The sequence below is a fragment of the Stenotrophomonas sp. G4 genome (genome assembly GCF_003428825.1).
GTDB lineage: Bacteria > Pseudomonadota > Gammaproteobacteria > Xanthomonadales > Xanthomonadaceae > Stenotrophomonas > Stenotrophomonas indicatrix.
In genome coordinates this window covers 4,267,299-4,291,478 of sequence record NZ_CP031741.1, presented here as the reverse complement: position 1 = coordinate 4,291,478, position 24,180 = coordinate 4,267,299, and the positions used below count along the sequence as shown (strand labels likewise).

Sequence of the window (24,180 nt, the reverse complement as noted above, 5' to 3'; positions counted from 1 at the left end):
CCGTCCCCGCGATGCTGATTGCCTTCAACAAGCCGTTCAACGTGCTTTGCCAGTTCACCGACCGCAGCGTGCCGCCGCGGCCGACATTGGCCGGCTTCGGTTTGCCGCCGCGCGTCTACGCTGCCGGCCGCCTCGACCATGACAGCGAAGGCCTGCTGCTGCTGACCGACAACGGTACGCTGGCGCACAAGTTGACCGACCCGAAGCACAAGGCGGACAAGCTCTACTGGGTGCAGGTGGAAGGCACGCCCAGCGACGGGCAGCTGCAGCAGCTGCGCGATGGCGTGGTGCTCAATGATGGGCCGACGCTGCCGGCGAAAATCGAGCGCCTCGATCCTGCGCCTGAACTGTGGCCGCGCGATCCGCCGGTGCGCTTCCGCAAGACGGTGCCCGACAGCTGGCTGGCGATCACGATCCGCGAGGGGCGCAACCGGCAAGTGCGGCGGATGACCGCTGCGGTGAACCTGCCGACGCTGCGCCTGGTACGCGCTGCAATGGGGCCTTACCGGCTGGATGACCTGCAGCCCGGGCAGTGGCGGCAGATCGGCTGAAAAAAAAGGCCGGAGGCCTTGCGGCGTCCGACCCTCGTGCAGCGTCATGGGGTCAAAGCCCTTCCTGCGGAAGGGATCCGACCCCGGTCAATCAGGCGTCGCTGCCGATATCGCTGTGCTCGTCGACCACGGTGTCGTTGCGGCGATCGCGCGCGTTGATGCGCTGGGCCTGGCCGTTGACCACATGGCCATTGGCGGCCTTCTTCTTCTGCTGCTTGCGGTACAGCGCATAGCCCAGCAGGCCTACGCCCACGGCAGCTGCCGCAATGGTCACCGCCGGATTGCGGCGGGCGAACCTGGTGGCGACCTTGCCGCCGGTCTTCACCGCGCCAAGGGCGGCACCGGTCTTGATCCAGTCGCTGGCCTGCGGGCCGAGGTGACGCAGGCTGCCGCCCGCGCTCTTCAGGCCATCACCTGCGGTATGGGCCAGGTCGAGGGCGCGCTCCAGGGCGCGGTCGGTGATTACGGTCAGCTTGCTCATGCGGGGGTGTCCTTGCCTCGGGTCGAAGTCCAGTGTCGCCTGTTGCCCGTAAACGGTATGTCAGTCAGGCGGGCGCGTGGTGTGACTCTACCGCAGCCATTCAGGAACGGGCGGGGTGTCGGCGCGCATTACGTCCCGCGCGGCTTGGCCCGGTGGGTCGCCGTAGCCGTCCAAGGGTCGTCCGGCCACGGGTGGCGCGGGTAACGGCCCTTCATCTCCTTCTTCACCTCGGCGTAGGTGTTCTCCCAGAAATTGCGCAGATCCTGGGTGACCTGCAACGGCCGGCCACCCGGCGACAGCAGGTGCAGGGTCAGCGGCACCCGGCCATCGGCGATGCGTGGCGTATCGGCCAGGCCGAACAACTCCTGCAGCTTCACCGCCAGCACCGGCGGCAGCGGCTCGCCGCTTTCGCCGTCCAGCGCGTAGCTGATCGGCCGCTCCAGCCCCGACGGCACGGTGATCCGGGTGGGCGCGTGGCGCTCGACCAGCTGCCGTTGCGACCATTCCAGTGGCGACTTCAGCGCTTCGCCGAAACTGGCCTCGTCCAGTGCATCCAGCCGTGTCCTGCCCGCGAACGCCGGCTGCAGCCACTGCGCACGGTTGGCCAGCAATGCGGCATCACTGCAGTCGGGCAGGCCCAGCTCGGGCATCCAGCGCCGCAGCGATTCCACCCGTGCCTGCCACTGGCGCAGACCGTCGGTCCAGGGCAATGCCTGCAGGCCGAGCTCGGCAACGGCGTCGGTCAGCGCCTGCGCCGCCAGCTGCGGATCCACCCGGCCAGCCGAACGGCTGTCCATCACGATGCGATCAAAGCGTGTTTCGCGCAGCGCGACCAGGGCGCGGCGGGTGTCATCCCAGCGCACCGCGTCTTCGGTTACGAAGCGCTCGGGCCAGTGCCTGCGCAGATAGCCTTCATCCACCGGTGCGGCGCGCAGCAGCAGCGCATCGCGGGCTTCGAAGCGCAGCTCGCTGGCCACCAGCCACGGTTCGCCCCGCAGGTCGCTCAGTTCATGCAGGCGGGCGCTGCGGCCGTTGGCCAGCAGGTAACGCAGCGGGTCGTTCGGATGCTGGAAGGCAATGCGGTCGGGGAAGGCATGGGCCAGCAGGTCGCCCAGTTCGTGGGCCTCGATGCTGGCGGGCGGTGCGGCGTCACAACGCAGGCGACGGCGCCACTGTTTGGCAGCGGCATCGATGGCGGCCAGGCCACTGCGATTGGCATCGGCCGGCGCACGGCCGTTGCGGAAGGCCGCCAGTGCGCGCCAGCGTGCGGCCAGTGCATCACCGCCCTGGCGCAATGGGTCACGAGCTTCCAGCAATGCCGCCAGATCGGCGGCCAACGCCTGAGCGCGGGCATCAGCTGCGGCCAGCAGCATCGCGGCCATCCGCGGATGGGTGCCCAGCGCCAGCACGCGACGGCCGAGTGCAGTGATCGCGCCGCTGCTGGACAACGCGCCCAGGCGCTGCAGCAGTTCGCGTGCGGCGGCCATCGCCCCGGTCGGTGGCGGGTCAAGGAAGCGCAGGTCGCTGCTGCCCCAGGCGGCCAGTTCCAGCGCAAGGCCGGCCAGTTCAACCTGGTCGATCTCGGCGCGACGCTGCGGTTCCAGCCGCTGCGACTGCGGCCACAGCCGCCAAGCCACGCCCTCGGCCACGCGCCCGGCACGGCCGGCACGCTGGTCGGCCGAGGCCTGCGCAATGGCGACCACGTCCAGGCGGGTGAATCCACTGTTGGGGTCGTAGCGCGGCTCGCGCGCCTGGCCGCTGTCGATCACCACGCGCACGCCGGGCAGGGTCACCGAGGATTCGGCGACGTTGGTGGCCAGCACCACGCGGCGGCGGCCGTCGGCGGCGGCCTGCAGCACGCGCGCCTGCTGTTCCACCGGCAGTTCACCGTGCAGGGCCAGTACGTCCACCGCAGCGCCAGCAAGACTGTCCTGCAGGCCTGCCTGCACGCGCGCGATCTCACGTTGGCCGGGCAGGAACACCAGCAGGTCACCGGGGTGCTCGGCCAGCGCCTGCTGTACCGCGCGCCGCACCTGCAGTTCCAGCGCCTCGTCACGCCGGGCAGGGAAGTGGCTGATTGCCACCGGATAGCTGCGGCCTTCGCTGCTCAGTCGTGGTGCATCGAGGAAGCGCGCCAGGCGCTCGCCATCGAGCGTCGCCGACATCACCAGCAAGCGCAGGTCATCGCGCAGCTGCGACTGCACGTCCAGCGCCAGCGCCAGGCCCAGGTCGCCACTGAGGTGGCGCTCGTGGAATTCGTCGAACAGGATCACGCCCACGGTTTCCAGCATTGGATCGTCCTGCAGCATCCGGGTCAGGATGCCCTCGGTGACGACCTCGATGCGCGTGCGCGCCGATATCTTGTTCTCGAAGCGGATGCGGTAGCCGACGATGCCGCCGACCTCCTCACCGAGCTGGCGCGCCATGAACATCGCGGCACTGCGCGCGGCCACCCGGCGTGGTTCCAGCAGGATGATCCTGCGGCCCTCCAGCCACGGCGCATCGAGCAGCGCCAACGGCACCTGGGTGGTCTTGCCCGCGCCAGGCGGGGCTTCCAGCACCAGCCGCGGGTGCACGGCCAGGTGCTGCTGGATCTGCGGCAGCAGCGGAGAGATGGGGAATTGCGGGGCGTTCATCTGCAAAGGATAAGGGGCCATGGCGGGCACGGGTACAATGCGCGGGTTTTCCTGCCTCTGCTGCCCCCATGCATCTGATCGATATCGGCGCCAACCTGACCCACGACTCCTTCGACCGCGACCGCGACGCCGTGCTGGACCGCGCGCGCCAGGCCGGCGTGGTGCAGATGATCATCACCGGTGCCAGCCGCGAGCATTCGCCACTGGCCCTGCAGCTGGCGCAGCAGCACCCGGGCTTCCTGTACGCCACCGCCGGCGTGCACCCGCACCACGCGGTGGAGTACACCGACGAGTGCGATGCGGAGATGCGCGCGCTGCACGCCCATGCCGAAGTGGTGGCGGTGGGTGAGTGCGGGCTGGACTACTTCCGCGATTTCTCCCCGCGCCCGGCACAGCATCGCGCGTTCGAGCGCCAGCTGCAGCTGGCCGCAGACAATGGCAAGCCGCTGTTCCTGCACCAGCGCGACGCGCATGCCGATTTCATGGCACAGATGAAGAACTTCGAAGGCCGCATCGGTCCGGCCGTGGTGCACTGCTTCACCGGCGAGCGCCAGGAGCTGTTCGATTATCTCGACCAGGACTGGTACATCGGCATCACCGGCTGGCTGTGCGACGAGCGACGCGGTGGCCACCTGCGCGAGCTGGTGAAGAACATTCCGGCCAACCGGTTGATGATCGAGACCGACGCACCGTACCTGCTGCCGCGCACCTTGAAGCCGATGCCGAAGGACCGCCGCAACGAACCGGTGTTCCTGTCGCACATTGTGGAAGAGCTGGCGCGCGACCGTGGTGAGGATGTGCAGACCACGGCGGCAAACGCCACGGCTGCCACGCGTGCGTTCTTCCGGTTGCCGGACGCCGCCTGATCGGCAAACGGTAGTGCCGGCCGCGCCCGGATCCGGTAGCGCCGGGCCATGCCCGGCGAGCGAAGCGGCAAGATCCGTCAGCCGGGAGCGTCCGGATCCGGTAGCGCCGGGCCATGCCCGGCGAGCGAAGCGGCAAGATCCGTCAGCCCTTCCCGATACGTTGGAAAGCGCGGCGTCCAGCCCAGCGCGTCGCGCGTGCTGCGGCTGTCGATGCGCTTGCTGCTCTGGTAGAAGCGCCGCAATGTCGCGCTCACTGATGGATCGTCCCAGGCCACCACGGGCGGCAGGGTGAATCCCCCCAGCTGCGCAGCGAAGGCCAGTACATCCTGCGGCGGCGCCGGTTCGTCATCGCTCGGCAGATACAGCGCATTGGCCGTGGGGCGTTGCATCGCGGCGATCACCACCGCAGCCAGGTCGTCCACGTGCAGGCGATTGAACACCAGCCCTGGCCGCACCACGTGCCGCGCGCGGCCCTGCGCCAGCTGCAGCAGCGCGTTGCGCCCGGGTCCATAGAGGCCCGGCAGGCGGAACATCGCCGAGGCGATACCGCGCGCCTCCGCCAGCGCACGCCATTGCGTTTCGGCGAGGCGACGCTGCATGCCTGCCGGCCCGGCGGCATCGGCCACGCTGTGCTCATTGATCCAGCCGCCGTCGCGGTCGCCGTAGACCGAGGTCGACGACAGGTAACCGAGCCAACGCAGTGAACTGCTGTCGCGCAACGCGGCATGCAGCAGGCGCAGCGCCGGGTCGCCCTCGGCATCGGGAGGGACACTGGACAGCACCGCGTCGGCATGGGCAATCGCAGCGAGCAGGCTCGGGGCAGGCGCGGCGTCGGCACGCAGCTGATGACGCAGCAGGCCATCGTCGGGTGCCGACGCCGGATCGCGCACCGTGCCTTCCACGTGTACGCCCTGGGCCTGAAGGCGCGCGGCCAGCACGCGTCCACTCCAGCCCATGCCGAGGATCAGTACGCGCTTCGGCAACGGGCCAGGCATGTTCATCGGATCACACCGCGCGCTGGGCCTGGTAGGCCTGCAGGCTGCTGTAGGCCACCTGCAGCAGCAACGCTTCCTGGCCCGCGGCGCGCGCACGCGCCAGCATGTCGCCGACGATCTGGGCCGCTTCCACCTGCTGGCCTGCTTCCAGGTCGCGCAGCATCGACGCCTTCAACGCCGAACCGGGCTGGGTCAGGGTGCCACGCGCGGTGTCCTGCGCCGCCTGCGGCACCGGCTCACCCGCTGCTTCGGCCACCGCCAGGCATTCGTCATAGAGCCCACGCACGATGGCGTCGCCGTCGTCGGTGGCCACGATCGTGCCGATGTCCGCACGCAGCAGGCAGGTGGCCGCCGCCAGCGCGGTCAGGAACGTGTACTTGATCCACTGTTCCTGGCCGATGTGCGCACTGGCCAGATGATCCAGATTGGCCTGCGCACAGGCTGCTGCGAACGCCTGCACGCGCGCGGAGATCGCACCGCCATCGCGCTCGCCGAAGGTCAGCTTGGCCGGCTTGCCCAGGTGCAGCACGGCCCCATCAGGCGCCTTGGTCGCACTGATGAAGCACAGCCCACCGAGCACGGCGTCACGACCGAAGCGTGCGTCGAGCGCGTTGTAGTGATGCAGGCCGTTGAGGATCGGCAGCACGGTGGTACCCGCGCCCACCGCCGGGGCGATGGCATCGATCGAGCTGTCCAGATCGTAGGCCTTGCAGCTGAGGATCACCAGATCGAACGGCTTGTCCGCAGCCAGCGCAGGCAGGGCATCTGCGGTGACGTGCTGCACCGGGAACGTGACATCGCCCACCGGGCTGCGCAGCACCAAGCCATCACGATCCAGCTGCGCGGCGCGCGCGGGGCGCACGAGGAAGGTCACGTCCACGCCAGCCTGGGCCAGGCGACCACCGAAGTAACCGCCGGTACCGCCGGCGCCGAGGATCAGGATACGCATTGCACGCTCACTGCAGTTGGGGGATTCACTGCAGCGATTGTGCCGGAGTTTGCGGTCAACGGCTGAGCCCCTCGTGGTGGTTTGAAGCGCAAGCTGTGTTTGGGTCGGGCGGGGGTGGGCTCACGGGGGACGCCGCAAGTACGTCCGAGTAGGCTTGGCCGCGCCATCCATGGCGCGGACACCCCCGCGAGCCCACCCCGCCCGACCCCTGACGGTTTCCGTGTGCGTCCACCACGGAAAACAAAGAAGAAAATCAAAAGCAACAGCGGGTCGCTTCGCTCGTTCCACGCGATCATCTTTCCGATGGATCCCCATCCATCAGTTCACAAACGAAAAGAGCCGAGCAGATGCTCGGCTCCATCGCGAATGCTTCATCCACGCATGGCGTGGATCTACTGTGTCGACCAGGGTCGACACCCACCAACAGCAGCACAGACGCCGTTCCGACAGCAGCGAAAAACTGTCGAAGGCGGGGTGGTGTCGGGTTGCGGGGTGTCCGCGCCATGGATGGCGCGGCCAAGCCTACAAGGACGTACTTGCGGCGTCCCCGCAACCCGACACCACCCTGCCAACCCACGGATAGCTCGCCTTTGACGTTGACGTTGACGTTGACGTTGCTGTTGCCGGCCAGCGGCCGGCACTACCAACGCGGGTGCAGGGCCGCAGGCCCTGCAGAACATCCTCAGCTGCGCATGCCCACGCCACGGCGCAACAACCACAGCGCCAGCGCCGTCAGCACCACCACGAAACCGATCATCAGCGCATACGCCACCACCACCGGCACATCGCTGCTGCCCAGCAGGCCATAGCGGAACGCGTTGACCATGTAGAAGATCGGGTTCGCGTGCGTGGCCGCCTCCGCCCATGGCGGCAGCAGTTTCACCGAATAGAACACGCCGCCCAGGTAGGTCAGCGGAGTCAGGATGAAGGTCGGCACGATCGCCACGTCATCGAACTTCTTCGCATACACCGCGTTGATGAAGCCGGCCAGCGAGAAGATCGTCGCGCCCAGGATCACCGTGGTCAGCGTCACCAGCGGATGCGGGATGCGCACCGGGGTGAAGAACATCGCGATGATCAGCACGATCACGCCCACCATCAGGCCGCGCAGCACCGCACCGGCCACGTAGCCCCACAGGATCACCCAGTTCGGCATCGGGCTGACCAGCAGCTCTTCCACGTGGCGGCCGAACTTGGCGCCGAAGAACGAGGAGCTGATGTTGCCGTAGCTGTTCTGGATCACGCTCATCATCACCAGGCCCGGCACGATGAACTGCATGTAGGTGTAGCCGCCCATGTCGCCCACGCGCGAACCGATCAGGCCGCCGAAGATCAGGAAGTACAGGGTCATGGTGATCGCCGGCGGTACCAGGGTCTGGCCCCAGATGCGCATGATGCGGGCGACTTCGCGGCGCACGATGGTCATCAGTGCGATGCGGTTGCGCTGGCCGTCGGTCAGGACCGGGGTCGGGGTGCTGCTCATGCGGACGTCTCCTGGTTGCCGGTGAGGCGCACGAACAGTTCCTCCAGGCGGTTGCTCTTGGTACGCATCGAGCGCACGCGGATGCCCGCCGCGTTCAGTGCCTCGAACACGCGGTTGAGGTCCATCGCACGTGGCATGTCGATGTCCAGCGTATGGCCGTCGGTGGCGGTCAGGGTTGCCCCCTCGATCACCGGCAACTGGGCGGGCAGGGTGCCGTCGATGTCCAGCAGGAAGCCTTCCACGTCAAGCTTGGCCAGCAGTTCGCGCATCGGGCCCTGGGTGACGATCTGGCCGTGGTCGATGATGGCCAGGTTGCGGCACAGGTGCTCGGCCTCTTCCAGGTAGTGGGTGGTGAGGATGATCGTGGTGCCGGCGGCGTTGATCTCCTTCAGCACCCGCCACATGTCGCGGCGGATCTCGATGTCCACGCCAGCGGTCGGTTCGTCCAGGATCAGCAGGCGCGGCCGGGTCATCATCGCGCGGGCGATCATCAGCCGGCGCTTCATGCCGCCGGACAGGGTGCGGCTCATCACCTGCGCCTTCTCCCACAGGTGGGCGCGCTTGAGCTCGACTTCGGCCATCTGCTCGGCTTCGGCGCGCGGCACGCCGTAGAAGCCGGCGTAGTTCACCAGGATGTCGAAGGGCTTTTCAAACAGGTTGAAGTTGATCTCCTGCGGCACCAGCCCGATCAGGCGCATGGTGGCGCTGCGGTTGCGCACCAGGTCGCTGCCGAACACTTCCACCTGGCCCTCGCTGAGGTTGACCAGGGAACTGATGATGCCGATCAGGGTGGACTTGCCGGCACCGTTCGGGCCCAGCAGGGCGAAGAAGTCGCCCGGGGCCACTTCCAGCGAGACCCCTTTCAGGGCCTGGGTGCCGTTGTCATAGGTTTTACGCAGGTCGCGCACGCGCAGGGCGGGCGCCGTATCGTTCAGGGAAGCCAAGCTCGAAGCCTTCGCGCCCATGGGCTGGCGCTGGAGAGGGGCGGGGAAGGTCTATTATAGAAGACCCCGAGGGCTTGCCCCGGCTACACACTGTCCCGAAAAGTCGTGCCTGTCCAATTCCCCATCAAACTGGTCGACCGCCGCATGCTGGCGCCCTCCATCGGCCATTACCAGTTCGTGCGTGACGACGGCCAGCCGCTGGATTTCCAGCCCGGCCAGTTCATCCAGGTCCATTTCAGCTACGCCGATGGCACCGAAACCAAGCGCAGCTACTCGCTGGCGACCATCCACGACCACGCGCTGGGGCCAGGCGAGGCGGTGGATATCGCGGTCAGTTTCGTACCCGGTGGCGCCGCCACGGCGCTGTTCGAGGCGCTGGACATCGGCGGCCAGGTCAGCGCGTCCGGTCCCTACGGTCGGTTCTGCCTGAACCCGGGCGACCACAACGGCCGCTACTTGCTGATCGCCACCGGTACCGGCGTCACCCCGTACCGCTCGATGCTGCCGTTGCTGGCAACGGCGATGGTCGAGCGTGGCGTGCAGGTGGTCCTGCTGCAGGGCGCACGCAGCCCTGGCGAGCTGCTGTACAGCGAAGACTTCTACAGCTTCGCCGAAAAGCACCCGAACTTCCGTTATGTGCCTTGCCTGTCGCGGGAATTGCCGGCCGCGCCGCACCCGGACGTACACCATGGCTATGTGCAGCAGGCGCTGGCGGCCTTCACGCCGGACCCGGCCACCGACATCGCCTACCTGTGCGGCAACCCGGACATGGTCGACGCCTGCGCCGAAGCGCTGAAGGCGGCGGGCCTGGGTAATCCGCAGATCCGCCGCGAGAAGTACGTCAGCAGCAAGTAGTGCCGGCCGCTGGCCGGCAACCCCGCACACCGGAGGCGGCACAACGCCGCCCCCGGGGCCATGCCTCAGTACGGCACCCAGGCATCGCGCCAGGCCGAACCCACGCCCGGCCGGTACGCCTCGGCATTGACGTTGCACCACGCGCCTTCCGGGAACGGGCGGCAGGCGTACAGCTTGCCGTCGCTGCCCTTCACCACGGTCTGCCCGGGCACGTAGCTGCCGATACCGGCCGGATACACATGGTCGAAATCACCGCCGGGTGACGGCGTACCCGGGTCTGGCACCTTGGTGTCCAGCTGGAAGCGGTTGCCGTCCTTCAGGTACACGCGGTTGTCGGTGGCCGAGGCGGTCGGCGTGATCGCGCCGTTGCTGAGTACGCCGACGCGCGCATGCTGGGCACTGGCGTTGACCTTGCGCGCAAGCGCCAATGGCCACTGCGCCGGCGTGGTCTGGCCTGCGGCCAAGGTGGCTTCCACGCGTTCGACGTCGTTGCCGTTGGCATTGAACACACGCAGCGCCAGGGTGGTGCCCACCGGCAGCTCGGTACGCGCGGTCACCGGTCCGGCATCCTGCCACTGCGGCACCGGCGTGGTACCGCCGCCGCCTTCAAAGCGCACGTCCATGCAGGTATAGAACGCTTCGGTGGAATCGGCGCGCTGCCAGGTGTTGTAGATCACATGCTGGCCGCTGCGCTGCGGCAGCGTGCACTGCAGCTTGTAGGTGCCATCGGCCGACAGCGGCGTGTTGCCCAGCGAGCAGAATTCCTGCAGGTCGGCCCAGCGCAGCGGGCTGCCCGGTTGCCAGCCGGCGCGGGTGACGAAGAACTTCCAGTCGCGCGTGGCGTGCGGGGCGGTCGCCCTGAACACGAAGGTGAACCTGCCGTTCGCATCGGGCTGGATCGGTGTGGTCTGCCAGTCGCTGCGCTCCAGGTCCAGGCCGCGGAAGGTCGGGTTGTTGCCGCTGCACAGCTTGCCGTCGGGCACCACGGCCTGGTGGTTGCCGTTGGCGTTGGCCTGGTTGATGCCGTTCCAGTCGTAGAACGCCTGCGAGCCGGCCACTGCCTTGGCGGCCGCGCAGGCCGGGTTGGTGGGGTTCTCCGGGTTGCCCTGGAAGCAGGCATAGACGCGGCTGGCCGGGGTGATCATCGTGCCGTGTGCAGCGGCGTTGCCGGCAACGCCAACACCGGCGCCAACGAAGACGGTGGCCAACAGCAATGGGGTGTATCGCAGAGACATGGCGCATCCTTGTGGTCGTCGAAGGGAGCGGTGACCGCAGCACCCACGCCGTATCGCGCGACGGACGATGAGCGGTACCGCCGCGAGTATCGAGCTGCAATACGCAGTGGGAAACCACGTCAACGCCGATCCGTGACTACGCGTGTGAAGCCCTTCCCGCAGGCTTCACGCCACACTGAACGAACACGCTGGCGGTCACGCCTGCGGCGCGGCGACGATCACGTTCCTGTGCAACGTCATTGCCGCGGGTGGCCGACCCGATCCACCTGGCACGAAAAGCATCCATGTCCTGCGTTGTGCAGCTGCACGAAGGCCACCGTCGTATCGGCGAACAGCCGGTCCAGGTGCGCGGCAACCTCGGTGCCCTGGCAGACCAGGCCGCTCAGCATGAAGTCCGCGCTGTCATAGGCGCGCACCGAGATCAGCCGACGCTGCACGTAGGCAGGTACCACGCCCACGGGCAGCACGCAGCGGGTTGCACCGCGCTGCACGAAGATCGGGCCCGAGGCGCGGTAAGGCGACAGCGTGGCCAGGTGGGTGTAAGGCAGCAGAAGCAGTTCTGCACCGGCAGGCGCGTCGGTCAGGCTGACCCTGCAGGGGTAGCCGCCGCTGTCGCCAGCGCGCCGGCGCATGATTCCCCGCGCGGCCAGCGCATCGTCGCTGGATTCGAAAAGCGCCTCGAACGGCTGGTGGTCGATGCCACTGAGTTGCCACGGATGCATGAATGTCTCCCGGTTCTGCTCGCATTCTGTCGCCGCCACGAGGCGCCTGCTCGCCATTTTCCGCCACCTCATCGCGCTGGCCGATACCGCCCTGTACCGGGCAAAGGCCGAGGGTCGCAACCGTCTGGTGGCCGTGCCGACGCCGACCCAGGACATCCGCCTGTCGCCGCCAGCGTCCGGCGCGTGTAAGTTGGGTCACATTCGATTGGTCACATCTGCCGCGACAGACCGTCGTGGTGGACAGGAACGTTCCCAGGGGAATCACGCACGATGCAAAGACACCATTTCGCGCGGGCCGGGTTGCTGGCCAGCATGCTGATTGCCGGCTGCAGTGCGCCACCGCAGGCAGGGTCCGACGGCGCGGGCGATACACCCAGCCGCCGCTACGGCCAGATCGATTTCCGCCCCTGCACGCTGGCCACCGAAGGCGCCAATGCCAACGTCGAGGCGCAGTGCGCGACGTTCCAGGTGCCCGAAGACCGGAGCAGGCCGGATGGCCGCAGGATCGATCTGCGCGTGGCCTGGCTGGAGTCGGGCAACAGCGGTTCGGGCCTGCCGGACCCGGTGTTCTTCCTGGCCGGCGGACCTGGCCAGGCGGCCAGCGAGGTGGCCGTCATCGTCGATACGGCACTGCGCCAGGTGCGCAAGCAGCGCGACATCTTCCTGATCGACCAGCGCGGTACCGGCGGCTCCAATCCGCTCAGCTGCCTGGGCGCGGACGGCAAGGAGCTGCCGATGGATGAAGACGCTGCGCCCAGCGAGGCGCTGCTGCGCGAGTACGCGGAGCGCTGCGCTGCGTCGCTGAAGGGCCGTGCCGACCCGCGCTTCTATACCACCGCCGAAGCCATCGCCGATCTGGACGCGGTACGCCAGGCGCTGGGCGCCAACACGCTGAACCTGGTCGGTGGCTCGTACGGCACCCGCGTTGCCCAGCGCTACGCGGCCGCGTATCCGCAGCACACCCGCAGCATCGTGATCGATGGCGTGGTACCGAACGAGCTGGTGGTCGGCGGCGATTTCGCCACGACTTTCGACAACGCGATCACCCTGCAGTCCGAGCAGTGCCGCAAGGATGCTGTCTGCAGCAAGCGCTTCCCGGTCGACACCCGTGCGCAGCTGCGCAGCGTGGTGGAAACCCTGCGCCGCGCGCCGGTCACGGTCGACTACCGCGACCCCGGCACCAACGCACCGCGGCAGGAGGTGCTGACCCCGGACAGCGTGGTCGGCCTGGCGTTCGCCTTCTCCTACGTACCGCAGTACTCCTCGCTGTTGCCACTGGTGCTGGATGAAGCGGCACAGGGTCGCTATGCACCACTGGCGTCGCTGGCGCGCGGTGCGACCCGCAGCATGGATTTCCAGATCAACCGCGGCATGCAGTGGTCGGTGATCTGCAGCGAAGACGCTCCGCGCTACCAGGCGCCGGTCGAAAGCAGCGACAGCCTGGTCGGCCCGGAAGTGGCGCGCGCGTTCTTCGCCGCCTGTCCGGTGTGGCCGCACCAACCGGCTGCGGCGGCTGCGGCAGTGCCGCTGCACAGCGACCTGCCAGTGCTGCTGCTGTCCGGCGAACTGGACCCGGTGACGCCGCCGCGTTACGCCGAGCAGGTGCTCAAGGGCCTGCCGAACGGACGCGCGCTGGTTGCCCGCGGCCAAGGCCACGGCACCCTCACCGCCGGCTGCATGCCACGCCTGCTCGGCCAGTTCATCGACACCACCGATGCCAAGGCGCTGGATGCCAGCTGCCTGGACACGCTGAGCTACGTGCCGGCGTTCACCTCGTTCAACGGATGGGCCCCATGATCGTCGCCGACAACCTGCACAAGGCCTTCAATACCCGCACCGGTCGCATCCAGGCGGTGGCCGATGTCGGCTTCCGCGCCGAGGATGGCCGCATCACCGGCCTGCTCGGGCCGAACGGCGCCGGCAAGACCACCACCATGCGCATGCTGTACACGCTGATGACGCCCGATGAAGGCAGCATCACCGTCGATGGCATCGACGCAGCCCGCGATCCGGTGGAAGTGCGTCGCCACCTCGGCGTGCTGCCGGATGCACGTGGCGTCTACAAGCGGCTGACCGCACGCGAGAACATCGCCTACTTCGGCGAGCTGCATGGCCTGTCGGCGTCGCGCATCCGCGAACGCATCGAAGTGCTGTCGCATGCGCTGGACATGGCCGACATCCTCGATCGGCAGACCGATGGCTTCTCGCAGGGCCAGCGCACCAAGACCGCCATTGCCCGCGCGCTGGTGCACGACCCGCGCAACGTGATCCTTGATGAACCCACCAATGGCCTGGACGTGATGACCACCCGCGCGCTGCGCCGCTTCCTGCTGGGCCTGCGCGAGGAAGGGCGCTGCGTGATCCTGTCCAGCCACATCATGCAGGAGGTCGGTGCGCTGTGTGACCACATCGTGATCATCGCCAAGGGTACGGTGATGGCCGCCGGCGGTGCCGATGAACTGCGCGCGCAGTCCGGCGAGCCCAACCTGGAAGATGCGTTCGTGAAACTGATCGGCAGCGAAGAGGGCCTGCACGCATGAGCATGATGTCGACCCTGATGACGGTGATGCGCAAGGAACTGCGCGACCTCTCGCGTGACCGCCGCACCCTGCTGCTGACCCTGCTGTTCGGCCCCGTGCTGTACCCGCTGCTGATCCTGGGCATGGGCAAGCTGGCGGAAAGCCGCGTGCGCATCCAGATCGAACAGCCGCTGCAGATCCCGACCATCGGTGCGGAGAATGCGCCGAACCTGGTGCGCTTCCTGGCGGCGCAGGGATTGAACGCCGCACCGGCACCGAAGGATCTGGCCGAAGCGATCCGCTCGCAGGAGATCGACGTGGCCCTGCGCATCAGCCCTGAGTTCGGCAAGGACTGGGCCGATGGCAAGCCTGCGCTGGTGGAAGTGATCCGTGACAGCACCCGTCGTGCCGCCGAAGTGCCCAGTGCGCGCCTGCAGGCGGCCCTGGCAACCTACAACGGCCAGGTTGGTGCGCTGCGGCTGATGGCGCGTGGCGTCGACGCACAGGTTGCACGACCGCTGGATGTAGCTACCCAGGACATGGCCAGTGCCGAGGCCAAGCGCGGCATGATGCTGTCGATGCTGCTGCCGGTGCTGCTGACGCTGACCTCGTTCATCGGCGGCGCCTACCTGGTGATGGATGCCACCGCCGGCGAGCGCGAACGGCAATCGCTGGAGCCCTTGCTGGCGACCCCGGGTTCGCGCAGCGCCATCGTCAGCGGCAAGATCGCCGCCGCCTGCGTGGTCGGCTTCGCCTCGTTGCTGCTGACCTTGATCGCGTTCAAGGCCAGCGCACAGATCGCGCCCGGCAACGTCGGCCGGCAGCTCAACATGAACATCGGCTCGATGCTGCAGATGCTGCTGGTGATGGTGCCGATGCTGCTGATCGGCACCTCGTTGCTGACCTTCCTCTCGGCCGCGGCCAAGAGCATGAAGGAAGCGCAGAGCCACATGACCTGGCTGGTGCTGCTGCCGATGCTGCCCGGCTACGCGCTGATGGCGTATCCGGTGAAGAGCGAGCTGTGGCAGTACGCGGTGCCGTTCCTGTCGCAGAACCAGATGTTGCTGAAGGTGATCCGCCACGAGGTGATCAGCCCGACCATCTGGGCGATCTACCTCGGCGCCAGCCTGGCGCTGGCCGCCGTGCTGTGGTTCGCCGCCGTGCGCCGTTACCACAACGAGCGGCTGGCGATTTCCGGCTGAGCGTAACCGGTAGCGCCGGGCCACGCCCGGCGGATGTGAAACGAGGCCCGGTCATTCCGGGTCTCGTGCATTTCAGCGCCGTGAAGCGCTTCCGTCTGCATACCGCGCCGGCGTCACTCCCATCTCGCGCTTGAATACCGCGATGAAGGCGCTGGCCGTGTCGTAGCCCAATGACAGCGCCACGGTGGTGACGGATTCACCGGCCAGCAATCGCGGCAGCGCCAGCAGCACGCGCAGGCGCTGCCGCCAGCGGGTCAGGGTCATGTTCGTTTCGGCCTGCCAGTGGCGGGCGAGGCTGCGACTGGACAGGCCGCTGGCGGCTGCCCAGTCCTCGACGGTGCGGGTGTCATGTGGCGCACGCGCCAGGGCGGCGGCGATGCGGCGCAGGCGGCGGTCACCGGGTTGCTGCAGCGCAAGTGGCAACGGCGTGCCTGCAGCGATTTCATCGGCGATCACCCCGGCCAAGCGCTGTTGCCGCGCATCCAACGCCTGCCCGCACCAGTGCAGTGCCCGCGGCACCGCCACCTGCAACACGTCGCTGGGCTGGAAGATGCGCGGTGCGGTGGGCAGGTCCGCGCAGGCCGCCTTGCTGAAGTACAGGCTCCAGCCATCGAAGCTGCCGATGCTGGAAAGCGCATGCGGATGCTGTGGCGGAAGCCACGCCACGTGCCCGGCCGGAAGCAGCCAGTGGGTGTCGCCCACCTCGATCCGCAACAGGCCGGTGTGGGCACCCAGCAATTGCCCGCGCGCGTGCTGGTGGCGGGCGGTGCGCCGTGAACCCGGCATCGTCAGCTGCGCGCCGAGCAGGGCCGGCCCGCCGCTGGCCTCAACCAACGCAGGATCGATCAGTGGTGTCTGCAATGTCTGTTCTGCCATATCCATTGGCAGTTATACGGCAGAACGGTCGGTGACGAGCGTCGACACTGGGCGTCCACCTCCCAGGAGCACGCCATGCAGCCGCACGACATCCTTCCCGACGACCAGAACGAGGTGCAGGTGAACGGCCTCACCGTGCGCAAGGGCAGCGTCGGCGCCTTTCTCGCCACCGTGCGGGAGTGGCAGGACCCGGCCCGTGATGCCGACCTCCGTGCCACCGCCGAAGCCGATCTGCGCAGCCTGCTGCCCGGGCTGCACGCGCTGGGCCTGTTCCAGGTGCTGAGCGCACGTGATCCAGCACTGCAACGGCTGATCGACAGCGCAGCCTGAAACGCACAAGGCCCGGACATGCCGGGCCTTGCTCCAGAACCGCCGGGCGCGGCCCGGCGCTACCGCCGTGGGCATCAGCCGCCCGGTGCGAACACCAGCGTGCGGCGGGTGGTGACCGGGGCCGTGACCGGCTCGAAGCGCCAGCGCTTGACCGCGTTGAGGGCTTCGCGATCGAAGACACGCGATGGCGTGGCGCGCAGTACGCGCGCATTGGTCACCGAGCCGTCGGTGCCGACGGTGATCTCCACCAGGACTTCGCCGGAGGTACCCGAACGCAGCGCTTCGGCCGGGTAACGCGGGGCTGGCGTGCTGACCGGGCGCAGGCTTGGTGCAGCGGCGGTCGCGGCCTGGCGGGCGGCGTTGGCCTGCTGCGCAGCGGCCTGCTGCTGCTTCTGCTCGGCATCGCGACGCGCGGCAGCCTGGCGCTCGGCTTCCTGGCGCTCGCTGTCACGGCGGGCAACGTCCTGCTGCGCAGCAATCTGCTTGGCCGCTTCGGCTTCCTTGGCACGCTGTTCGGTCAGGCGCTGCTGCTCGGCCAGCTGCTTGGTGCGGTCTTCAGCGTCCTTCTTGACCTTCTCGGTCTCGTCTTCGGTGCGCTTGGCGGCAACCTGCACGCCCTTGGTCAGGCCTTCCTTCAGGCGCGGCAGGGCCGGGGCCGAGGCATCGACCTTTTCGATCAGGGCGACCAGCCGCTGCGCTTCAGTGAAATCCTCGCGGCCCAGATGCTGCTCGGCGGCGATCAGGGTGTAGGGCAGAAGATCGGTCAGCGCGCTCTTCACCGAGGCATCGTCCGGCGTCTTGTCGCGCAGTGCCAGGTAGTACTCGATGGCATTGTCGCCGGCCGGGGCGTACATGCGGTTCTCGCGCAGTGCCTGGCTGGCCGATTCGCGCAGCTGCTCGGTACCCATCGACTGCACCTTGGCGGCCACTGCCGGTGCGGCTGGTGCTGCAGCGGTGGGGGCAGCGGCGCCCTGCGCGGCCGGAGCCGGTGTTTCATCCTTGCCCGAGCAGGCAGCCAGGGCCAAAGCCAGAGCGACCGGCAACCACCGGCGCGCGGCAGCGATCATTGCGACGTGCGACATCCTGCTCCCCTCTAAGAAGACGACGTTACGAAAAACGTAGATACGCATGGCCGGGACGCAAGGTCCGGGCGTGGCGGGGGACGTTTCCCAGCGTCACCGTCGCCTGTAGCGAGGGTGCAATCTAGCATCCTGGCCACCCTTGCGCACAAGGGCCGGGAGCGGGGCCGGCGGCGGCAACCGTGCCGCCGCCGGCGTTCGCGTCAGTGCGCGGCGGCCTTGCTGTGGCTGTTGGACATCAGCTTGTCGGTCCAGGCGATGCCGATCGCCGACAGGATGAACACGCAGTGGATGATGGTCTGCCACAGCACGCCATCGGGGGTCAGGGTGGTGCAGGTTTCGGCGCCGGCGTTGTAGAAGCTTGCCGATGCCGACGAAGCCGCCGCAGCCCATTGCTCCGGCTTGCACAGCGGCAGGCCGTTCAGCGGGCTGGCTGCGATGAACGTCTTCAACAGATGGATCGAGGAGATGCCGATGATCGCCATCGCCAGCTTCACTTTCAGCACGCTGGCGTTGACGTGGCTCAGCCATTCCGGCTGGTCCGGGTGGCCTTCCAGGCGCAGGCGCGAGACGAAGGTTTCATAGCCGCCGACGATCACCATCACCAGCAGGTTGGAGATCATCACCACATCGATCAGCCCCAGCACGATCAGCATGATCTGCTGCTCGCCCATCGACACCGAGTGCGAGATCAGGTGCCACAGTTCCTTGCCGAACAGGAACACATAGACGCACTGCGCCACGATCAGGCCCAGGTACAGCGGCAGCTGCAGCCAGCGCGAGGCGAAGATCAGGGTGGACAGCGGGGAGAGCGGCGGACGGTTTGCACTCATGCGGAGGATGCTGCGTTTCGGGGAGAGGCGAGGTTACCGACCCGCCATGACGGTGCCAAGCCAACGCACGCACTAGACTTCAGGTTCCTTTCCGTACCCAGAGCCGCCGCCATGATCGACCTGTATTACTGGCCTACCCCGAACGGCCACAAAGTGACCCTGCTGCTGGAAGAAGCCGGCCTGGAGTACCGCATCCACCCGGTCAACATCGGTTCGGGCGACCAGTTCAAGCCGGAATTCCTGGCCATTTCCCCCAACAACAAGATGCCGGCCATCGTCGACCACGCTCCGGCCGACGGCGGTGCGCCGCAGAGCGTGTTCGAGTCCGGTGCGATCCTGCTGTACCTGGCCGAGAAGACCGGCCGCTTCCTGCCGGCCGACCCGCGTGGCCGCGTCACCACCCTGGAATGGCTGTTCTGGCAGATGGCCGGGCTGGGCCCGATGAGCGGGCAGATGGGCCACTTCAATGTGTACGCGCCGGAGAAGATCCCGTATGCGATCGAGCGCTACGACAATGAAGTGCGCCGCCTGCACGGGGTGATGGACAAGCGCCTGGCCGAGCACGCCTTCCTGGCCGGCGAGGAGTACACCATCGCCGACATGGCCAGCTACCCGTGGGTTGGCGCCTACGACAAGCTGCCGGCGGACTTCGACGCGTTCCCGAACCTCAAGCGCTGGCACCAGGCCATCGCCGCCCGCCCGGCGACCCAGCGCGCCTATGCGCTGCGCCAGCAGGTCAACCCGGACGCAGGCAAGCCGCTCAGCGACGAAGAGCGCAGGCACCTGTTCGGCAAGCGCTGACCCGGGACGGTGGGTGCCGACCGTTGGTCGGCACGCATTATGGCAACACCTCATGGGCAGAAGGTCATGCTGTCTTCCTGCACCGCCTTGGTTAGGATGGACGCTGACCGTCCCGCGCCTGTCGCGGTGGCGGACCTGCCGTTTGCCGGGATCCTCCATGCGCCATCTGTTCGCCTCGCTCGCCCTCATGCTTGCCACCAGTACCGTCGCCCACGCTGAAAAACTCACCCTGGAAGCCATCACCGGCCCGCTGCCGTTGTCCGGCCCGACCCTGATGAAGCCGAAGGTGGCGCCGGATGGTTCGCGCGTGACCTTCCTGCGCGGCAAGGACAGCGACCGCAACCAGCTGGACCTGTGGAGCTATGACATCGGCAGCGGCCAGACCCGCCTGCTGGTGGATTCGAAGGTGGTGCTGCCCGGCACCGAAACCCTCAGTGACGAGGAAAAGGCCCGCCGCGAGCGCCAGCGCATCGCCGCCATGACCGGCATCGTCGACTACCAGTGGTCGCCGGACGCGCAGCGCCTGCTGTTCCCGCTGGGCGGCGAGCTGTACCTGTACGACCTCAAGCAGGAAGGCACGGCCGCGGTGCGCCAGCTGACCCACGGCGAGGGCTTTGCCACCGACGCCAAGCTGTCGCCCAAGGGCGGCTTCGTCAGCTTCATCCGCGGCCGCAACCTGTGGGTGATCGACCTGGCCAGCGGAAAGCAGATGCAGCTGACCGGTGATGGCAGCACGACCATCGGCAACGGTGTCGCCGAATTCGTCGCCGACGAGGAGATGGATCGCCATACCGGTTACTGGTGGGCACCCGACGATTCGGCCATCGCCTACGCCCGCATCGATGAAAGCCCGGTGCCGGTGCAGAAGCGTTACGAGGTCTATGCCGACCGCACCGATGTGATCGAACAGCGCTACCCGGCCGCCGGCGATGCCAACGTGCAGGTGAAGCTGGGCGTGATCTCGCCGGCCGAACATGCGCAGACGCAGTGGATCGACCTTGGCAAGGAACAGGACATCTACCTGGCCCGCGTCGATTGGCGTGATCCGCAGCACCTGAGCTTCCAGCGCCAGTCGCGCGACCAGAAGAAGCTCGACCTGGTGGAAGTCACCCTGGCCTCGAACCAGCAGCGCGTGCTGGCCCACGAGACCAGCCCGACCTGGGTGCCGCTGCACAACAGCCTGCGTTTCCTCGATGACGGCAGCGTGCTGTGGTCGTCCGAGCGCACCGGCTTCCAGCATCTGTACCGCATCGACAGCAAGGGCAAGGCCACCGCGCTGACCCACGGCAACTGGTCGGTGGATGAACTGCTGGCGGTGGATGAAAAGGCCGGCCTGGCGTACTTCCGTGCCGGCATCGAATCGGCGCGCGAAAGCCAGATCTACGCCGTGCCGCTGCAGGGTGGCCAGCCGCAGCGCCTGTCGAAGGCGCCAGGCATGCACAGCGCCAGCTTCGCGCGCAACGCCAGCGTGTACGTGGACAGCTGGTCCAACAGCAGCACGCCGCCGCAGATTGAACTGTTCCGCGCCAATGGCGAGAAGATCGCTACCCTGGTCGAGAACGATCTGGCCGATCCCAAGCATCCGTATGCGCGCTACCGCGACGCGCAGCGCCCGGTCGAATTCGGCACGCTCACCGCGGCCGACGGCAGGACGCCGCTGAACTACAGCGTGATCAAGCCGGCAGGCTTTGATCCGGCCAAGCGCTACCCGGTGGCGGTGTACGTGTATGGCGGCCCGGCCAGCCAGACCGTCACCGACAGCTGGCCTGGCCGTGGCGACCATCTGTTCAACCAGTACCTGGCCCAGCAGGGCTATGTGGTGTTTTCGCTGGACAACCGCGGCACGCCGCGCCGCGGCCGTGACTTCGGTGGCGCGCTGTATGGCAAGCAGGGCACGGTGGAGGTGGCCGACCAGCTGCGCGGCGTGGCGTGGCTGAAGCAGCAGCCGTGGGTGGACCCGGCGCGCATCGGCGTGCAGGGCTGGTCCAACGGCGGCTACATGACCCTGATGCTGCTGGCCAAGGCGTCGGACAGCTACGCCTGTGGCGTGGCCGGCGCACCGGTCACCGATTGGGGCCTGTACGACAGCCACTACACCGAGCGCTACATGGACCTGCCGTCGCGCAACGATGCCGGTTACCGCGAAGCACGCGTGCTGACCCACATCGAGGGCCTGCGCTCGCCGCTGCTGCTGATCCACGGCATGGCCGACGACAACGTGCTGTTCACCAATTCGACCAGCCTGATGAGCGCGCTGCAGAAGCGCGGCCAGCCGTTTGAACTGATGACCTACCCCGGTGCCAAGCACGGCCTGTCCGGTGCCGACGCACTGCATCGCTACCGCGTTGCCGAAGCTTTCCTGGGACGTTGCCTGAAGCCTTGATCACCATCCGGGAAGGAGCCCGCCCATGACCCTGCCGCCGCCGATTCCTGCGCCCTCCACCCTGGCTTCCGGCTGGTGGTGCCGGCATTGGCGCTGGGCGATGCCGTTGGCGGTGCTGCTGTTCCTGGCCGCACTGGGCGGCGCCATCGCCTGGAGCGTGCTGCGCTGGACCGAGGCCGCGCACGACAGTGCGCCGATGCGCGAGGCCATGCGCCGTGCCGGCTGCAGCGTCGAACTGGTGCAGGTATTCGGCGAACCGCTGCAGGCCGGCACGCTGCCGCTGGGCAGCATGCAGACCGCTATCAACGGCGAGCGCGACGTTGGCCTGACCGTGGCGCTGGAAGGGCCGCATGCACACGGCCGCCTGTTCGTGAAGGGCACCCGCAGCGACGACGTGTGGGATTACCCGGTGATGTACGTGCTGGCCGAAGACAAGCAGACCTTCGACCTGAGCGCGCTGGATGATGCCGAGGCGGCCGGCGAATGCGAACTGCAGGCCTGCCGCGATCGTGGCGAATGCGCGCTGACGGCAGCGCTGTAGATGGCGTGACCTCCGGCCGATTGTCGCCACCGCCGTGAGCGCGTAGGGTGCGGGCAACCCTTTCCTGGAGTGCTCCATGAAGCCGATCGCGCTTGCCGTCGCCCTGGCCCTGACCGCCGCCCCGCTGCTGTCGGCCCCACCGGCCGCCAAGGCCTCCACGCCGGCCAGCCCGGCCTGGGTCGCGCGCAGCAATGCACTGGCGCAGATCCTGCTTGATGCGCAGGGGCCGTTCCAGCCCGAGGAGACCGGCTTCTTCGGCGTGCCCGGCTACGACGACAAGGTCGCCGACCTCGGCCCGGACAACGACCAGCGCTACCGCGCCGCGATGGCCAAGGCCCGCGACGAACTGAAGGCCAAGCTGGCCAGCGAGAAGGATCCCAACGTCCGCCAGGACCTGGAGATCATGATCGCCGCCGCCAACCAGAGCATCGAAGGCAGCGAGCTCAACCAGAAGTACCTGCTGCCGTGGCGTGATGCGCCGCAGAGCGTGTTCAGCGGCCTCAACCTGCTGCTGTCCGACCAGGTGCCGGCCGAGCGCCGGGCCAAGGCGGTCGATCGCCTCAAGGCGTATGCGGGCCTGCAGCCGGGCGGCACCGCGTTCACCACGCTGGCCCGCCAGCGCTACGAAGAGCGGTTGAAGGACAGCACGCTGCTGCAACCGACGAAGATCGAAGTGCAGCAGTCGCTGGACAACGTCGAGACCTACATCACCGGCATCGAGTCGTTGCTGAAGAAGTACCAGGTCACTGGTGCCGACGAGGCGATGAAGGCGCTTGCCGCACAGATGAAGGACTACGCCGCATGGACCCGCAAGGAGGTGCTGCCGAAGGCTCGTGCCGATGCGCGCCTGCCGGCTCCGCTATACGCCTACCAGCTCAAGCAGGTCGGCATTGATATCGACCCGAAGCTGCTGATGCAGCGCGCGCAGCTGGAGTTCATGGAAACCCGCTCAGCGATGCGCCAGCTGGCGCCGCTGGTGGTGAAAGAGAAGGGCCTGAAGGTCAGTGATCCGAGCGACCCGGTAGCGGTGATCCGCGCGCTGAAGGGAGAGAAGATTGCCGATGACCAGCTTGAAGGCCACTACCGCAAGGTGATCGATGCCATCGATCCGTTGATCCGCGAACACCGCATCGTCGACGTGCCGCAGCGCGCGATGCAGATGCGCCTGGGCTCGGCTGCCGAAAGCGCTGCCAGCCCGGCACCGCACTTCCTGCCTGCGCCGCTGGTCAACAACACCGGGCAGCAGGGCACCTTCGTGCTGCCGCTGGGCAACCCGGCTGCCGGTGCGGGTGCGCAGTACGACGACTTCAACTTCGGTTCGGCGGCCTGGACGCTGAGCGCGCATGAAGGCCGCCCGGGCCACGAGCTGCAGTTCACCGCGATGGTCGAGCGTGGCGTGTCGCTGGCGCGCACCATGTTCGCGTTCAATTCGGTGAACGTGGAAGGCTGGGCGCTGTATGCCGAGGCGGAGATGGTGCCGTACGAGCCGCTGGACGGGCAGATGATCGCGCTGCAGTTCCGCCTGCTGCGTGCCGCCCGCGCGATGCTGGACCCGATGCTCAATCTCGGCCTGACCGACCGTGCCAACGGCGAGCGCGTGCTGATCGAGCAGGTGGGTCTGTCCAAGGCGATGGCCACCCAGGAACTGGACCGCTACATGGTGCGCATGCCGGGCCAGGCGGGCAGCTACTTCTACGGCTACACCCGCATCCTCGAACTGCGCATGCAGACCGAGCTGGCACTGGGCGCGAAGTTCGACCGCCTGGCGTTCAACAACTTCCTGCTCGACCAGGGCCTGTTGCCGCCGGACCAGCTAGCCGAAGCCGTGCAGCAGCAGTTCGTTCCGAAGTACCGGTAGCGCCGGGCCACGCCCGGCGAGCGCAGCGGAAGAGACGCCGG

At 67.7% G+C, this 24,180-nt stretch carries 22 protein-coding genes; 11 read left to right on the top strand and 11 right to left on the bottom strand.

Annotation, left to right across the window (positions count from 1 at the left end):
- Nucleotides 1-11 precede the first annotated feature (11 nt).
- Nucleotides 12-551 (top strand): pseudouridine synthase, encoded by a 540-nt coding sequence (locus D0Y85_RS19680; RefSeq protein WP_025877589.1) that lies wholly within the window; start codon nt 12-14, stop codon nt 549-551.
- A 91-nt stretch (nt 552-642) separates the two neighbouring features.
- On the opposite strand, the gene D0Y85_RS19675 is transcribed toward D0Y85_RS19680, so the two are convergent.
- Complete coding sequence (locus D0Y85_RS19675; protein WP_093819471.1) at nt 643-1,032, bottom strand: hypothetical protein; 390 nt, start codon at nt 1,030-1,032, stop codon at nt 643-645.
- Nucleotides 1,033-1,160: 128 nt separating this feature from the next.
- Nucleotides 1,161-3,668 (bottom strand): ATP-dependent helicase HrpB, encoded by a 2,508-nt coding sequence (gene hrpB / locus D0Y85_RS19670; RefSeq protein WP_117311999.1) that lies wholly within the window; start codon nt 3,666-3,668, stop codon nt 1,161-1,163.
- 68 nt (nt 3,669-3,736) lie between these two features.
- On the opposite strand from hrpB, the gene D0Y85_RS19665 reads away from it, so the two are divergent.
- A complete protein-coding gene (locus D0Y85_RS19665; RefSeq protein ID WP_025877584.1) occupies nt 3,737-4,534 on the top strand; it encodes a TatD family hydrolase in 798 nt (265 codons plus the stop codon).
- A gap of 77 nt (nt 4,535-4,611) precedes the next feature.
- On the opposite strand, the gene D0Y85_RS19660 is transcribed toward D0Y85_RS19665, so the two are convergent.
- The 4 genes from D0Y85_RS19660 to D0Y85_RS19645 form a co-directional block, all read right to left on the bottom strand.
- Nucleotides 4,612-5,535, bottom strand: coding sequence for an NAD-dependent epimerase/dehydratase family protein (locus tag D0Y85_RS19660; protein ID WP_117311707.1), 924 nt, complete (start codon nt 5,533-5,535; stop codon nt 4,612-4,614).
- A gap of 4 nt (nt 5,536-5,539) precedes the next feature.
- Nucleotides 5,540-6,478, bottom strand: a complete 939-nt coding sequence (panE, locus tag D0Y85_RS19655) for a 2-dehydropantoate 2-reductase (protein ID WP_117311706.1) — start codon at nt 6,476-6,478, stop codon at nt 5,540-5,542.
- Nucleotides 6,479-7,160: 682 nt separating this feature from the next.
- A complete protein-coding gene (locus D0Y85_RS19650) occupies nt 7,161-7,961 on the bottom strand; it encodes an ABC transporter permease (protein ID WP_088101854.1) in 801 nt (266 codons plus the stop codon).
- Nucleotides 7,958-8,926 carry an ABC transporter ATP-binding protein gene (locus D0Y85_RS19645; RefSeq protein ID WP_051501690.1) on the bottom strand — a complete coding sequence of 323 codons (969 nt, stop codon included), beginning with the start codon at nt 8,924-8,926 and terminating at the stop codon, nt 7,958-7,960. Before D0Y85_RS19645 ends, D0Y85_RS19650 begins: the two co-directional genes overlap by 4 nt.
- 84 nt (nt 8,927-9,010) lie before the next feature.
- Here D0Y85_RS19645 and D0Y85_RS19640 point away from each other — a divergent pair, with 84 nt between their 5' ends.
- Nucleotides 9,011-9,760, top strand: coding sequence for a ferredoxin--NADP reductase (locus D0Y85_RS19640; RefSeq protein WP_117311705.1), 750 nt, complete (start codon nt 9,011-9,013; stop codon nt 9,758-9,760).
- 65 nt (nt 9,761-9,825) lie between these two features.
- Here D0Y85_RS19640 and D0Y85_RS19635 read toward each other — a convergent pair whose 3' ends face one another.
- Nucleotides 9,826-10,995: a lytic polysaccharide monooxygenase gene (locus D0Y85_RS19635; protein WP_117311704.1), complete on the bottom strand. Its 1,170-nt coding sequence runs from the start codon at nt 10,993-10,995 to the stop codon at nt 9,826-9,828.
- 236 nt (nt 10,996-11,231) lie between these two features.
- The gene (locus D0Y85_RS19630; RefSeq protein WP_117311703.1) at nt 11,232-11,717 is read right to left on the bottom strand and encodes a DUF1203 domain-containing protein; all 486 of its coding nucleotides are present in this window, start codon (nt 11,715-11,717) and stop codon (nt 11,232-11,234) included.
- 270 nt (nt 11,718-11,987) lie between these two features.
- Between D0Y85_RS19630 and D0Y85_RS19620 the strand changes: the two genes are divergently transcribed.
- The 3 genes from D0Y85_RS19620 to D0Y85_RS19610 are packed head-to-tail and all read left to right on the top strand — an operon-like array spanning nt 11,988 to nt 15,438.
- Nucleotides 11,988-13,514 carry an alpha/beta hydrolase gene (locus D0Y85_RS19620; protein ID WP_117311701.1) on the top strand — a complete coding sequence of 509 codons (1,527 nt, stop codon included), beginning with the start codon at nt 11,988-11,990 and terminating at the stop codon, nt 13,512-13,514.
- Nucleotides 13,511-14,257, top strand: coding sequence for an ATP-binding cassette domain-containing protein (locus D0Y85_RS19615; RefSeq protein ID WP_117311700.1), 747 nt, complete (start codon nt 13,511-13,513; stop codon nt 14,255-14,257). Before D0Y85_RS19620 ends, D0Y85_RS19615 begins: the two co-directional genes overlap by 4 nt.
- The gene (locus tag D0Y85_RS19610) at nt 14,254-15,438 is read left to right on the top strand and encodes an ABC transporter permease (RefSeq protein WP_059065550.1); all 1,185 of its coding nucleotides are present in this window, start codon (nt 14,254-14,256) and stop codon (nt 15,436-15,438) included. Before D0Y85_RS19615 ends, D0Y85_RS19610 begins: the two co-directional genes overlap by 4 nt.
- A 72-nt stretch (nt 15,439-15,510) precedes the next feature.
- Here D0Y85_RS19610 and D0Y85_RS19605 read toward each other — a convergent pair whose 3' ends face one another.
- The gene (locus tag D0Y85_RS19605) at nt 15,511-16,314 is read right to left on the bottom strand and encodes a helix-turn-helix transcriptional regulator (protein WP_117311699.1); all 804 of its coding nucleotides are present in this window, start codon (nt 16,312-16,314) and stop codon (nt 15,511-15,513) included.
- 75 nt (nt 16,315-16,389) lie between these two features.
- Here D0Y85_RS19605 and D0Y85_RS19600 point away from each other — a divergent pair, with 75 nt between their 5' ends.
- A complete protein-coding gene (locus tag D0Y85_RS19600; RefSeq protein ID WP_117311698.1) occupies nt 16,390-16,644 on the top strand; it encodes a hypothetical protein in 255 nt (84 codons plus the stop codon).
- Between the two features lie 74 nt (nt 16,645-16,718).
- On the opposite strand, the gene D0Y85_RS19595 is transcribed toward D0Y85_RS19600, so the two are convergent.
- Nucleotides 16,719-17,726: an energy transducer TonB gene (locus D0Y85_RS19595; RefSeq protein WP_117311697.1), complete on the bottom strand. Its 1,008-nt coding sequence runs from the start codon at nt 17,724-17,726 to the stop codon at nt 16,719-16,721.
- Nucleotides 17,727-17,926: 200 nt separating this feature from the next.
- Nucleotides 17,927-18,556: a TIGR00645 family protein gene (locus D0Y85_RS19590; protein WP_117311696.1), complete on the bottom strand. Its 630-nt coding sequence runs from the start codon at nt 18,554-18,556 to the stop codon at nt 17,927-17,929.
- Between the two features lie 111 nt (nt 18,557-18,667).
- Here D0Y85_RS19590 and D0Y85_RS19585 point away from each other — a divergent pair, with 111 nt between their 5' ends.
- The 4 genes from D0Y85_RS19585 to D0Y85_RS19570 all read left to right on the top strand — a co-directional run bounded on the left by D0Y85_RS19585 (nt 18,668) and on the right by D0Y85_RS19570 (nt 24,139).
- Nucleotides 18,668-19,357, top strand: a complete 690-nt coding sequence (locus tag D0Y85_RS19585) for a glutathione binding-like protein (RefSeq protein WP_033832494.1) — start codon at nt 18,668-18,670, stop codon at nt 19,355-19,357.
- 157 nt (nt 19,358-19,514) lie between these two features.
- Entirely contained in the window at nt 19,515-21,740 is a 2,226-nt protein-coding gene (locus D0Y85_RS19580) for a DPP IV N-terminal domain-containing protein (protein WP_117311695.1), read from the top strand.
- A 25-nt stretch (nt 21,741-21,765) separates the two neighbouring features.
- Nucleotides 21,766-22,281: a cytochrome c oxidase assembly factor Coa1 family protein gene (locus D0Y85_RS19575; protein ID WP_080149602.1), complete on the top strand. Its 516-nt coding sequence runs from the start codon at nt 21,766-21,768 to the stop codon at nt 22,279-22,281.
- Between the two features lie 76 nt (nt 22,282-22,357).
- Nucleotides 22,358-24,139, top strand: a complete 1,782-nt coding sequence (locus tag D0Y85_RS19570; RefSeq protein ID WP_117311694.1) for a DUF885 domain-containing protein — start codon at nt 22,358-22,360, stop codon at nt 24,137-24,139.
- Nucleotides 24,140-24,180: the final 41 nt, after the last annotated feature.